Genomic DNA, 12,168 nt, shown 5'->3' on the forward strand with positions numbered 1-12,168 from the left:
GTCGCTTTTGGAAGGATCGCGCATTCATACATGCTCCCATTCCGGTCATCCTAAAGAAAGGGAAAATTGGTCTGGAGGTGTTTCGTATGCGAACGATCCTTGCTCTATTGGCACTGGTCTTGGCGATTACGGGTTGCACAGGCAAGAACAACGCGCAAACGCAGCAGAAAAACGATGCGGAGCCGTTGTGCAGTCCGGCGCCAGTCCGCCATCTCGAATGGGAGGAGCAGGCAAAGGCGATTGCAGGCAGGGTGGATGGTATCGACGAAGTGGCAGCCGTCCACATTGACAATGACTTGAACCTGGCGATCAAGGTGAGAAATTTCAATCGCTTTCGGCTGGAGTCGATTGAAAAAGAGGTGGCCGGCAAGCTGAAGGACGCGTTTCCGGATTCCCGTATTCACGTCACTTCTGACAAGAAGCTGCTTTGGGACCTGCAAGCAATGAGCGGCGCTCCGTGGCCGACTGATATCAAGGAAGCATGCCGCAAAAAGAAAGCCAGCAAAGAGCTGGAAAAGAAAATGAAAGGGTAATAGCGGTCTTGTGCCTCGGCTTGCCAACAGGGTAGTCGAGGCTTTTTGTGGTCGGGGACGAGAGGGCGAGGCGAAGGAGCGACGATGCAACGCCTCACGGGCAAAAGAAAAAACTCCCGGCAAGGGGAGTTGCATTCGCTACTAGCGCTCGCGGTTCTCGCGATCACGGCGCAAGTCCACGCCGCGAAGCTCATCTTTTGCTTTCTCGACCAGCACTTGATAATCCCTTACCACTTCGGTCAGAGCCGCAACGGATTCTTTGTAATCCGGCTCGTTACAAATCCCGTCGATGGCCCGATGGAGGTGGTACATTTTATCTTCGGTTTTGCGGATAAATTCTACCCAATCCATTCCGTTCATAAAAATACCTCCTTTCCTTGCTTAGGCTTTACCCGATGCCGGAGAAGTATGCAGCGATTTTGGCTATGGAAATAAACTTGTCTAGTGGGTACTATAAGAGGATGGGATTTGGCGTGAGCCGTGGATCGTGTTCGCAAGTGAATGAGGTGGAGAGTGTGGATGGTTTCGCAAGACTAAACAAGTCATTGGAAAAAATAATGCCGCTATTGACCCCGAGCAGCGTGGCAATTGGCGTGGCGGCCGGGACGCATCTTCAGCCCTATGCCTTTTTGTCGCCGTGGGTGTTTGCCTTTATGACCTTTGCCGGGAGCTTGGGAGCGGGGTTCAAGGAATTGGCCCAAGTATTGACGCGGCCGCTGCCGCTCGTCGTCAATTTGCTGATTTTGCATGCGCTGATGCCGTTTATCGCCTGGGGAGTGGTGCATCTGCTCTACCCGGACGACGTGCATGTCGTCACAGGCTTTTTGCTGGCGGCACTGATACCGACGGGGATTTCCAGCTTTCTCTGGTCGTCGATTTACATGGGCAATATTGCCCTGACGCTTTCGATTATTTTGCTGGATACGATGATTTCGCCGCTGGTCGTTCCGTTTGGCATGTACGTTTTGCTCGGGGCAAAGGTGGAGATGGACGCGTGGGACATGATGCAAGGGCTGTTTTACATGATTGTGCTGCCGTCGCTTGCCGGGATGCTTTTGCATCATGTTTCGCAGGGGAGGGTCAAAAAGACGTTGGCTCCCAAGCTCGCTCCGTTTTCCAAGCTGGGCATGGGTGTCGTCGTTGCCATTAACAGCTCGATGGTCGCGGGCTATTTCCATGCGATAGATGCCAAGCTGCTGGGCATGGCGCTGGTCGTCCTCTTCCTCGCGATTTTGGGCTACCTGCTCGGGTGGTGGATCTCCAGGCTGTTCGGCTGGGAGCGCGATGTGATCGTGACCTTGACCTTTACCAGCGGGATGCGCAACATCAGTGCCGGAGCGGTCATGGCGATTACGTATTTTCCGGCGACGGTCGCGCTGCCTGTCGTGCTCGGGATGCTGTTCCAGCAGACGCTTGCTTCCACCTTTGGCAAGTTTTTGGACGTCGTGGAGAAAACCCCGAAAACCATCGTTCAAGAAGCTGCGCGGTAGGAAGCAGGTAACTGGCGACAGGCACAAAAGAAGGAGGGCGAACATGCCCTCCTTTTTCATTGGAAGGAGGAAGAAAAAGAGATATGTAAGAAAACCTAACACAAAAACTAAGAAAATTGCGAAAGTACGTTGACAATCGACTGTGATATGTTAGTATATATTACATAGCATGCATTCTCTCCACTTCCTATCTTTGACCCGGAAAAGGGTCCTTTTTTTTGCCCGGATGGCTTGCCTATTGCGGATAGGGTTTGCCCTCGCACTTGAACAGCTTGCTCACCATCTGGTACAGACGGCCCGGCATATGCGGGAACACGAACGAATACTGATTGGCTCCTTCTTGCAGCAAAGCGACCGGAGCCTCGATTGTGTAAGGAATTTTCATCAAGTCGAGCATTTTTTTGTACTCATCCACCATGGTGTGATCCACTGTATAATAAAACGATTTGGAAGGGTTCATTTGTACACGCTCCTTTTCTTTATTGTAGCATAGGAAGGCGTCCGTTTGAATGCAACATAATATTTGTTATGTTAACTAAATGACCGTCCGCGCGACAAAAAACACTCTGCTGTCAGGCAAACAGAGTGTTTTTGCTCGTGCTCATGCAAGGGACGGGACTGCCTAGCTGCTGAAAAAACTCCTGCTGGCGTGCTTCCGCTTGTAGTGGGAGCTGCCGTAATGGGAGTGCCCATGCCCGTGCCCGTTACTGGAACCGTAGCCTTTGCGATATTTGTAATCGCTGCTGCTGTATTTCCGGTATTTGTGGGAAGAAGTTGAGTGATTACCCAGCAGTTTATTCAATAGCTTTTTGAACATCTTCATCACTCCCAGTCGTCATGTAGGATCGCGTTATATTCGTATGTACGAATGTGCTTGGCAATTGTTTCAGTTTCCTTCGAATTTTTCCTGGAAAACAGGTCCGATCCGGTCAATCCGGTTCGTCCAGATTCCGCCCGTAAACGTGGCAGGCACCCGGTCGAGGTCAGCAGGCGTGTCGAAGCCTTCGGAAAAATCGCCGCTTCCGCCCACGAGAATGACGCGCGTATCGATGGCTTCCATTCTCGCCAGGAAACGGTTCGGCCAACCCCACAGCCATGGCGCGATTTGATCGGGAATGTGAAGCTGGGTGCGGGCGCAGGCGTCGGGAACGTAGCCGGACCAGCCCGCCGCGATGTACGGGATCAGACAGCTTTTCATCGTAGCCATGGACATGACGCGCAGCTCGGGGATTTGGCTTTTCAGGGCGGCGACCGGCTCGTCTCCTCCATATACCGTCAGCTTTTCCAGCCGCTCTTTCGGCAGAGACTGCAAGGCGTTTGCGAGTGCCTGTCCTTCGTCTGGATCATTGCTCTTGATATGGATGAGCAGAGACTCGTCGGGGAACGCTGTGAGCACATCGGGTAACGACGGCATCAGCCCGATGCCTTTTCCGCGGAACGGATAGGTGCGTCCTCCGTCTGCTGTATAGTTGTAGCCGATATCGAGCTTTTGCAGATCAGCCAGGGTAAAATCTCGGGTGACACCGTCGCCGTTCGTGCGACAGCCGAGCGTCCAATCGTGGAACACGGCAAATTGTCCGTCTTTCGTCCAGTGGACGTCCAATTCCACGACGTCGGCACCTGCTCGAAAGGCGGCTTTCATGGAAGGCAACGTATTTTCCAGATACGGATGCTCCGGCGGGTATATTCGTTCGGCTGTACACGTCTCATTCGTCAGCCCCTCCATGTGAAACGTCTGCGCCATTCCGCGGTGCGCGAGCAAAAAGGGAGAGCCGGCAGGCGGCCGAGCCAGGTAGGAGCTGTTGACGAAAAAGACGTAGGCAACAAAGAACAGCAGAATCCAGACCCGTTTTTTACGGTACCATTTTTTGTTCTTGCCCGATCCGGTATCGGAAGTAGACATGACTTGCCATCCTCCAGCGTCGTGACGTTGTGTGCGTTCATTTTAGCAAAAGACGAACGCGGGAGGAAATGCTTTCTCGCGGGAGAGAGCAGGGGTTGGCACGGAGAAAAAAGACTGGCAAAATAGATGCATAATCGAAACCAGAATGGACGGGCAGGGAGATTCCATGAAAATAGCGCTACACCAGATTGCCTATCAAATCGGGATGCACCCGGCAGAGATGGCCAAGCTTGTTTACGAAGGAGAAATCACGGGCGAAGTGCCTGACCGCAACCCGCAAGCTAAGGATGCGTGGGTAGATTTGCATTCGCTGAAAAATTTCATTGAATGGAAGTTCGATCAGGGCGTCTTTGACCAGATGTTTTTCGATAAAGCCATGCGCCATCTCAACAAGGCGATGGGGAAAAAATAAGCGGTACGACAAGGGAGAGAACACAACATGCAGCCATCGATCATTTATTGTCTGTCCCCCAAAGCCTACTGGGAGCAATGGGCGGATAAAGACCACTATCTGCCCCGCGACTACGAGCAGGAAGGCTTCATCCACGCCACAAAAGGCGAAGAGCTGCTCGGCAAGGTAGCCGACCGGGTGTACGGCACATTCGACGAGGAGTTGTACGTGCTCGTCGTGGACGAGACAAAATCGCCTTCGCCGGTGAAATACGAGCAGGCCAAGGACGGGCTTTTTTATCCGCATCTGTATGGGCCGCTCCATCGCGAGGCGATCGTCGATGTGAGACGGATGCTGAAAACGGACGGGCACTGGCACATCGGGCCGTCCATCCGCTGAGAGCCGCGTTTGTCAACGCCTGTCGCTGTCCATTGCGGCAGGCGTTTTTCACATGGAGCCGACAAAAGTGCAACAAGACATGATTTGTCGGGCGAAACATGGTAATCTGTAGATGGACAAATTGAATCAAGAGGAGAAAGACTATGAAGCGACCAGAAGAGACACGCGTCGTTGTCGGCATGTCCGGCGGGGTCGACTCCTCCGTGACGGCTTACCTGCTCAAGCAACAGGGATATGACGTCATCGGCATCTTCATGAAAAACTGGGACGATACCGATGAATTCGGCCATTGCACGGCGGAAGAAGACTTCCAGGATGTCCGGCGCGTCTGTGAACAGATTGGCATTCCGTACTACACGGTGAATTTTGAAAAAGAATACATGGACAAAGTCTTCCAGTATTTTTTGGATGAATATAAACGCGGGCGCACCCCGAATCCCGATGTGATGTGCAACCGCGAAATCAAGTTCGGCGAGCTGCTTGCCAAGGTCATGGACCTGGGCGCCGATTACATCGCCACCGGCCATTACGCCCAAGTGAAGCTCATCGACGGAGAGTACAAGCTGATCCGCGGCGCGGACAATAACAAAGACCAAACCTACTTCCTCCATGTGCTGGGTCAGGAGCAGCTGGCGAAAACGATGTTCCCGATCGGCCATTTGCCGAAGCCCGAGGTGCGTAAAATTGCCGAGGAGGCCGGGCTGTATACGGCCAAAAAGAAGGACAGCACAGGAATCTGCTTCATTGGCGAACGCAACTTCCGCGAGTTTTTGCAAAACTACTTGCCAGCCAAGCCGGGCATCATCGAAACGGTAGACGGCGTTGGGATCGGGCAGCATGACGGGCTGATGTATTACACGCTCGGTCAGCGCCAGGGCCTGGGGATCGGCGGTGGGCACGGCAAGAGCGGCCAGCCGTGGTTTGTCGTGGACAAGGATCTGGAGCGCAATGTCCTGATCGTCGGCGAAGGCTCCAACCATCCCCGCCTGTATTCGAGCAGCTTGCTGGCTACCGACGTGAGCTGGGTGAGCGCGAACAAGCCGACCGAATCGTTTACCTGCACGGCGAAATTCCGCTATCGCCAGCCGGATCAGCAAGTGACGGTGCACATACGCGAGGGCAACACCGTCGAAGTCGTTTTCGCCGAGCCGCAAAAAGCGGTGACTCCCGGGCAAGCCGTCGTCTTTTACGATGGGGAAGTGTGCCTGGGGGGAGCAACGATTGACAAGGTGCGTGTGATCGACAAACAGAATGGATAACGGGGGAAGCGCTTGGTGGATGCAACGAAAAAGTCCAAGGTGATTATCGTTTCGTTTTTGGCGGGGGCGCTGCTGCTTAGCGTGCTGGCTTACATGGGGATGTCGGCCGCGAGCAACGAGCACATGGCCATTATCCGGAGCGTCATCAAGCAGCAGGGCGGCGTCATTGTGCCGGATGGCGTGACAGCGGTTCCGCTTGAGGAGAGTCCTTTCGAGAGGAGCGGAAAAGGCAACACCATCTATCGCATCCAGTATACGAAGGATGGACAAAGCCTGACAGCCTGGTATCGCTCGGAAAACCATTCCTCGATTATCAAGGAACCGGAAGAGTGGATTCTTCCGCAGTAAGCATAAACCTGACAGGGAGGGTGAGGGTACGACATGACCCACTATGCCGGACTTCGTGATTTGGCCCAATTGATTCGCAGACTGGAGCCGCAGCTCGCAGGGGCATCCCTGAGCATTCTGGCCCACGAACATAAAGAAGAAATCGCTTCGCTTCTGGTAGAAGGTCTCGGCGACGGCGTCGCGGTTCAAAACAGCTCCGGAGAATACGCCAATCATCTGGCGGTTTTGCGCGTGGGCGCGAACAAGTACACGTTTGCCCAGGACTGGCGCGAGGTGTACATCAGCGAGATCAATTTCTGCGCCTGTCGGATCCCTCCGGGCGCTCACGGTCTTTTGGTTCACCATACCGACTATCCCGGCGTCATTTACGACGTTTCCCGCAAGCTGGCTGAGCATGAGATCAATATTTCCAAGTTGAATGTGTCGCGCGAGCAAAAGGGGAAACACGCTCTCCTGATCTGCGTGACCGACGAAGAGATTACACCGGGCGTCGTAGCTGCCATCGAGGAGTTGCCGCAGATCGACAAGGTGAGGTCTCTGCAATAGGCGAAAAAGAGCAGGAGGGCACGCATGGCCGCTCATCTTTTCGTATGGGCGGCTTTTTCGTGTGCGCCGACTGCCTGGTTTCCGTAACGCGGGATCAAAAAAGCTGCCCGGACTACCGGGCAGCTGTCTTCGAAGCAAACCGAATGGCGTGACTGATGAGGACAGGCAGGACGGATGTATGATTTTCGTCCGGGAACTGGCGAAAAGCCGCTTCGATCTGGCCATCGCCCATGGCGGACAATCGCTTGGCCATGGCCTGTGCTTTCTCATGGACCTGGAAGCGTCCGTCGTTTTCCAGCTCCCCGATAGCAAGCAGCGCCCGAACCCGCAAATCGTCTGTGAGCAAGGACGGCAGGCGGCGTTCCTCTTCCAAGAGGACGCTCTCGTTCCAGTGGATGGACGGGCTGCCGGCGATATAGCACTGGTAGGCGTGCGGGCGGGTCAGCAAGGCATGCAGCACGAGCAGACCGCCGAGCGAATGTCCGAAAATCGTTTGTCGCGTGCGATCGACAGGCAAGTCCTGTTCGATGGCGGGTTTCACCGTGTCTTCGATAAAGGTGAGGAAGTCTTCTGCCCCGCCCATTTCCGGCCATTCGCCGCCGCGCGGATGAGCGGGCAGCTCGGATACAGGGACGGCGTGGGTGAAATCGTAATAGCGCGATGGATGGAACGGCGCTTCTGTCGGATAACCGATACCGACGACGATTGCCGGATTCACGCCCGTCTTTTCAGGTGCCCGGGATTGCAAGCGGATCGCTTCGGTCATGGTGCCAAACACCGAGTTTGCATCCAGCAAATAGATGACCGGGAAGCCGGATGGCGGCGGAGTCACGTCGGGGATGCTGACGTAGAGGTGGAACGTGCGATCGCGGTAGGCCATTTTTCTGATGTGGGAACGAGGAATGGTAACGGCTTCATACATCGTGCTTTCCATCATGGATCACTCTCCATTCGCTTGTGGCGTCAACTTTTGTGCAGGGAACCTATTCATTATAGGAACGAAAATTCGAGACTGGCAATAGAGAAATAGAGAGGGAACCCATTGGCCAAAATCGCGCACGCTGAGCTTGACTACTACGATATATTGAGGTAAAGTAAGTTTTACCAACTATATATTGATGCGGACAGGTGTTTACCACGCTAGATGTTGGTAGACTTAATAGGGAAGTCGGTGAAATTCCGACGCGGTCCCGCCACTGTGATGAGAGAGTTCCATTTTGTTTGTACGCCACTGATTCAGCCAATCGGGAAGGCGAAAATGGAGCGATGACCCCGAGCCAGGAGACCTGCCTGACCGTCGGCACTGGAAAACCTACGGGAGATAGGGAAGTGTTCGAGCGCTCCATTCGATTTGGACGGATGGATACGATGGGGATCATCATGCGCATTCGACATTTTGGCGTCGGATGCGCTTTTCCTTTGGCTGAAACGTATACATTTGCAGTAAAGGATGAGGGACATGCTAATCGCTTTTGATTCAAAAACAGGAAACGTACGAAGATTCGTCAGCAAGCTCGATCTGCCGCACGTGGAGATTGATCCGGACATGGTGATCGACGAGCCGTTCATTCTGGTCACGTACACGACAGGCTTTGGCCAGGTGCCGGAGAAGGTGGACCGTTTCCTGAAGCGGAATCATGTCTATTTGCGCGGGGTGTCGGCGAGCGGCAACCGCAACTGGGGAGCCAGCTTTGCCAAAAGCGCAGACACCATCGCGAGCCAATATGGCGTTCCGGTCATTTCCAAATTCGAACTGTCCGGAACCGGCCGTGACGTGGAACAATTTACGAGTGGGGTGGCAGCAATTGCGACACATTGAATTGAACAACCAACTGATGCAGCGAGGAAGCGACGGATTTTACCAATTGGAAAAAGACAGAGAGGCTGTCGCTGTCTTCATGGAAGAAGTACAGGCGAAGACCATGACCTTCCGCAGTGTGAAAGAACGCATGGACTATTTGATCGAACATGATTTTTATGAAAATGTGTACGAAAACTACACCGTTGAACAGGTCGATGAGATTTTTCGCCTGGCGCATGAGGTTGGTTTTCAATTCGCTTCGTACATGGCCATCTCCAAGTTCTACAAAGACTATGCCTTGAAAACAGACGACAAATCGATGTATCTGGAGCAGTACCCGGATCGGGTGGCGATTGTGGCGCTTTCGCTCGGACGAGGGGACTTCGAGCTGGCGAAGCGGCTGACGGTGTCGATGATGGAACAGCGACTCCAGCCGGCGACGCCGACGTTCCTCAATGCGGGGAAAAGCCGTCGGGGCGAAATGGTGTCCTGCTTCCTTCTGGAGATGGACGACTCCCTGAACTCGATCAACTACGTGCTCGGCACCTGCATGCAGCTCTCGAAAATCGGCGGCGGCGTAGCCGTCAACCTGTCCAAGCTGCGCGGACGCGGTGAGCCGATCAAAGGCGTCGAGGGGGCGGCCAAGGGCGTCATGCCTGTGCTCAAGCTGCTGGAGGACGCGTTTTCCTACGCCGATCAGATGGGGCAGCGCAAAGGCTCCGGGGCAGCGTACTACAACATCTTCGGCTGGGATATCAACGAATTTCTCGATTGCAAAAAGATCAATGCCGATGAAAAATCGCGGATCAAGACGCTGTCGATCGGCCTGATCGTGCCAAATGTGTTCTACAAGCTGGCAGAGGAAAACAAACCGCTGACTGTATTTGCTCCGTACTCCGTCTACAAGGAATACGGTGTCCATCTGGATGATATGGATCTCGACGAAATGTACGACGAGCTGGTGGCAAACGAGCGCGTCAAGAAAAAGGTGGTCATGAGCGCCCGCGACATGCTCACCAAGATCGCGATGATCCAGATGGAATCGGGCTATCCGTACATCATGAACAAGACGAACGCGAACAAAAACCACGCGCTGAAGGACATCGGCTCTGTGAAAATGTCCAATCTGTGCACGGAAATTTTCCAGCTCCAGGAGACATCCACGATCACCAACTACGGCGAGCCGGATATCATCCGACGCGACATCAGCTGTAATCTGGCTTCGCTCAACATCGTCAACGTGATGGAGCACAAAAAAGTGCGCGAATCCGTGCGCGAGGGCATCGAGGCGATTACCGCCGTGAGCGATATGACCCGTGTGGAAAATGCGCCCGGCGTGCAAAAGGCCAACCGCGAACTGCACTCGGTCGGGTTGGGCGCGATGAATCTCAACGGCTATCTGGCGAAAAACAAGATCATGTACGAGAGCGAGGAAGCCAAAGATTTTGTCCGCACGTTCTTCATGATGATGAACTATTACTCGCTGGAAATGAGTATGGAGATTGCCAAGGCCAAAGGGGAAACCTTCATGGGCTTCGAGCAGTCGGAGTACGCCAAAGGCACGTATTTTGACAAATATCTCGCAAACGACTACCGTCCGCGCACGGAAAAAGGCCAGGAGCTGTTTGCGGGCATGCACATCCCGACGCCGGAGGATTGGGCCGCTCTCAAGCAAAAGGTGCAGGAGCACGGGCTGTATCACGCCTACCGTCTGGCGATTGCCCCGACACAGAGCATTTCTTACATACAGAATGCAACGTCGAGCGTCATGCCGATCGTGGAGCACATCGAGACGCGGACGTACGCGAACTCGACGACCTACTATCCGATGCCGTACTTGTCGCAGGAGAACTATTTTTACTACAAATCTGCCTACGTGATCGACCAGTTCAAGGTGATCGATTTGATTGCGGAGATTCAGGAGCATGTGGACCAAGGCATTTCCACCGTGCTGCACGTCAACAGCAACATCTCGACCAGAGAGCTGGCGCGCTACTACATTTACGCAGCGAAAAAAGGGTTGAAGTCGCTCTACTACACACGCACCAAGCATCTGACGGTAGAAGAGTGCATCAGCTGCGCTGTTTAATGTGAGTGAACGATCCCGGATGGAACAAGTTTTTTCAGAGAAGAGGAGCGCCCTATGAAAGCTGTCAATTGGAACAGGCCGGACGACGATTTTACGATGACGTTTTGGAACCAGAACATTATGCAGTTCTGGACCGATGACGAGATTCCGCTCTCGGATGACAAAATGTCCTGGATGGAGCTGAGCGATGCGGAACGGGATACCTATAAAAAAGTGCTGGGCGGATTGACCTTGCTCGATACGGTGCAGGGCGGTGTCGGGATGCCGAAAATCATGGAGCATGTGGACGGGCTGCAGCGCAAAGCCGTCCTGGCCTTCATGGGCATGATGGAGCAAATCCACGCCAAATCGTACAGCAGCATTTTCACCACGCTCGCGGCTACGGAGGAAATTGATGAAATTTTTGCCTGGGTGGAGCAGAGTCCGCATCTGCAAAAGAAAGCGGCGCTGATCGCCAAGCGCTACCAGGAGATCGAGACGCCAAAAGATTTGTACATGGCCATGGTCGCCTCCGTTTTCCTGGAAAGCTACCTGTTTTACAGCGGCTTTTTCTACCCGCTCTTTTTGGCCGGGCAGGGCAAGATGACGAGCAGCGGCGAGATTATCGACCTGATCGTGCGGGACGAGAGCATTCACGGCCTGTACGTCGGCGTACTCGCGCAGGAGGTGTACCATCGCCTCAGCGTCGTAGAGCAGGCAGCGGTCAAAGAAGAGCTGTACGCGCTCTTGCATGAGCTGCACGAAAATGAAGAAGCGTATACCGTCTCCCTGTACACGGAGATCGGGCTGGCCGATGAGGTATTGGCCTACGTGCGCTACAATGCGAACAAGGCGCTGATGAATTTGGGACTGGAGCCGTTCTTCCCGGAGGAGGACGTCAATCCGATCGTCCTGAACGGAATCCGGACGCACACCAAGCAGCACGATTTCTTCTCGAAAAAAGGAAATGGCTACGTCCGCACGATCAACGTCGAGCCGCTGACTGATGACGATTTTCGTTTCGATGAAACCAGGTAAACGATCGTTTCAAAAGGCTGCTGTCTAGCGACGGCAGTCTTTTTTGCTCTGCGGAAAATTTTTCGGTAAATATTATTTTACTGAAAAAAACGAAAGAATTCTTCATTTTGAAATACCTTTTCCCTCTTATTTATGTTATATATAAATGATGTGTCGGCTCTTTTCGTTGCTAACGGGTCAAAGAGAGAGAGGTTTCGGCGGGAACGGCCAAACGCAACGGCGAGAGTCCCAGGTCATGAAGTCATGTGCTTGTCCGACTGATTTATCTGACAATAGATCCAAGGATATCCAGTTTAGCTGGAACTTGGACAAGCCCGTAGACTTCGTGAATTTTTTCACTAATCTGAGGGTTGTTGAAATAACCCTTTGTTTTTCATCACAGGAGGTTTTTG

The 12,168-nt window shown here is 53.5% G+C and carries 15 protein-coding genes and 1 riboswitch; of the genes, 10 read left to right on the top strand and 5 right to left on the bottom strand.

The window, feature by feature from the left end; translation table 11 throughout:
• Positions 1–86: 86 nt before the first annotated feature.
• Positions 87–533: a sporulation protein gene (locus ACTHO6_RS11115; protein ID WP_440241617.1), complete on the top strand. Its 447-nt coding sequence runs from the start codon at positions 87–89 to the stop codon at positions 531–533.
• 141 nt (positions 534–674) lie between these two features.
• Here the strand turns inward: ACTHO6_RS11115 and ACTHO6_RS11120 are convergent, their stop codons facing one another.
• Entirely contained in the window at positions 675–893 is a 219-nt protein-coding gene (locus ACTHO6_RS11120) for a hypothetical protein (protein WP_440241618.1), read from the bottom strand.
• 155 nt (positions 894–1,048) lie between these two features.
• On the opposite strand from ACTHO6_RS11120, the gene ACTHO6_RS11125 reads away from it, so the two are divergent.
• The gene (locus ACTHO6_RS11125) at positions 1,049–2,023 is read left to right on the top strand and encodes a bile acid:sodium symporter family protein (protein WP_440241724.1); all 975 of its coding nucleotides are present in this window, start codon (positions 1,049–1,051) and stop codon (positions 2,021–2,023) included.
• A gap of 235 nt (positions 2,024–2,258) precedes the next feature.
• On the opposite strand, the gene ACTHO6_RS11130 is transcribed toward ACTHO6_RS11125, so the two are convergent.
• The 3 genes from ACTHO6_RS11130 to ACTHO6_RS11140 all read right to left on the bottom strand — a co-directional run bounded on the left by ACTHO6_RS11130 (position 2,259) and on the right by ACTHO6_RS11140 (position 3,926).
• Positions 2,259–2,483, bottom strand: coding sequence for a hypothetical protein (locus ACTHO6_RS11130; RefSeq protein ID WP_440241619.1), 225 nt, complete (start codon positions 2,481–2,483; stop codon positions 2,259–2,261).
• Positions 2,484–2,645: 162 nt separating this feature from the next.
• On the bottom strand, positions 2,646–2,840 hold the full coding sequence (locus ACTHO6_RS11135; RefSeq protein ID WP_440241620.1) for a hypothetical protein: 195 nt from the start codon (positions 2,838–2,840) through the stop codon (positions 2,646–2,648).
• Between the two features lie 69 nt (positions 2,841–2,909).
• Positions 2,910–3,926: a glycerophosphodiester phosphodiesterase family protein gene (locus tag ACTHO6_RS11140; protein WP_440241621.1), complete on the bottom strand. Its 1,017-nt coding sequence runs from the start codon at positions 3,924–3,926 to the stop codon at positions 2,910–2,912.
• Between the two features lie 166 nt (positions 3,927–4,092).
• On the opposite strand from ACTHO6_RS11140, the gene ACTHO6_RS11145 reads away from it, so the two are divergent.
• The 5 genes from ACTHO6_RS11145 to ACTHO6_RS11165 all read left to right on the top strand — a co-directional run bounded on the left by ACTHO6_RS11145 (position 4,093) and on the right by ACTHO6_RS11165 (position 6,869).
• Positions 4,093–4,338 carry a hypothetical protein gene (locus tag ACTHO6_RS11145; RefSeq protein ID WP_440241622.1) on the top strand — a complete coding sequence of 82 codons (246 nt, stop codon included), beginning with the start codon at positions 4,093–4,095 and terminating at the stop codon, positions 4,336–4,338.
• A 27-nt stretch (positions 4,339–4,365) separates the two neighbouring features.
• Positions 4,366–4,716 (top strand): DUF952 domain-containing protein, encoded by a 351-nt coding sequence (locus tag ACTHO6_RS11150; RefSeq protein ID WP_440241623.1) that lies wholly within the window; start codon positions 4,366–4,368, stop codon positions 4,714–4,716.
• Positions 4,717–4,859: 143 nt separating this feature from the next.
• On the top strand, positions 4,860–5,975 hold the full coding sequence (gene mnmA / locus ACTHO6_RS11155) for a tRNA 2-thiouridine(34) synthase MnmA (protein WP_440241624.1): 1,116 nt from the start codon (positions 4,860–4,862) through the stop codon (positions 5,973–5,975).
• A gap of 15 nt (positions 5,976–5,990) precedes the next feature.
• Positions 5,991–6,323 carry a hypothetical protein gene (locus tag ACTHO6_RS11160; protein ID WP_440241625.1) on the top strand — a complete coding sequence of 111 codons (333 nt, stop codon included), beginning with the start codon at positions 5,991–5,993 and terminating at the stop codon, positions 6,321–6,323.
• A gap of 33 nt (positions 6,324–6,356) precedes the next feature.
• Complete coding sequence (locus ACTHO6_RS11165) at positions 6,357–6,869, top strand: ACT domain-containing protein (RefSeq protein WP_440241627.1); 513 nt, start codon at positions 6,357–6,359, stop codon at positions 6,867–6,869.
• A 112-nt stretch (positions 6,870–6,981) separates the two neighbouring features.
• Here the strand turns inward: ACTHO6_RS11165 and ACTHO6_RS11170 are convergent, their stop codons facing one another.
• Positions 6,982–7,803, bottom strand: coding sequence for an alpha/beta hydrolase (locus ACTHO6_RS11170; protein ID WP_440241725.1), 822 nt, complete (start codon positions 7,801–7,803; stop codon positions 6,982–6,984).
• Between the two features lie 175 nt (positions 7,804–7,978).
• Positions 7,979–8,177, top strand: a riboswitch (cobalamin riboswitch).
• A 151-nt stretch (positions 8,178–8,328) separates the two neighbouring features.
• Here ACTHO6_RS11170 and nrdI point away from each other — a divergent pair.
• From nrdI to nrdF, 3 genes are read left to right on the top strand one after another with little or no spacing between them, the layout of a single operon-like run.
• Complete coding sequence (gene nrdI / locus ACTHO6_RS11175) at positions 8,329–8,688, top strand: class Ib ribonucleoside-diphosphate reductase assembly flavoprotein NrdI (RefSeq protein WP_440241628.1); 360 nt, start codon at positions 8,329–8,331, stop codon at positions 8,686–8,688.
• The gene (nrdE, locus tag ACTHO6_RS11180; RefSeq protein ID WP_440241629.1) at positions 8,675–10,759 is read left to right on the top strand and encodes a class 1b ribonucleoside-diphosphate reductase subunit alpha; all 2,085 of its coding nucleotides are present in this window, start codon (positions 8,675–8,677) and stop codon (positions 10,757–10,759) included. Before nrdI ends, nrdE begins: the two co-directional genes overlap by 14 nt.
• 54 nt (positions 10,760–10,813) lie before the next feature.
• Positions 10,814–11,776 carry a class 1b ribonucleoside-diphosphate reductase subunit beta gene (nrdF, locus tag ACTHO6_RS11185; protein WP_440241630.1) on the top strand — a complete coding sequence of 321 codons (963 nt, stop codon included), beginning with the start codon at positions 10,814–10,816 and terminating at the stop codon, positions 11,774–11,776.
• Positions 11,777–12,168: the final 392 nt, after the last annotated feature.

Origin of the sequence: Brevibacillus sp. SAFN-007a (assembly GCF_051967035.1) — a bacterium.
GTDB lineage: Bacteria > Bacillota > Bacilli > Brevibacillales > Brevibacillaceae > Brevibacillus.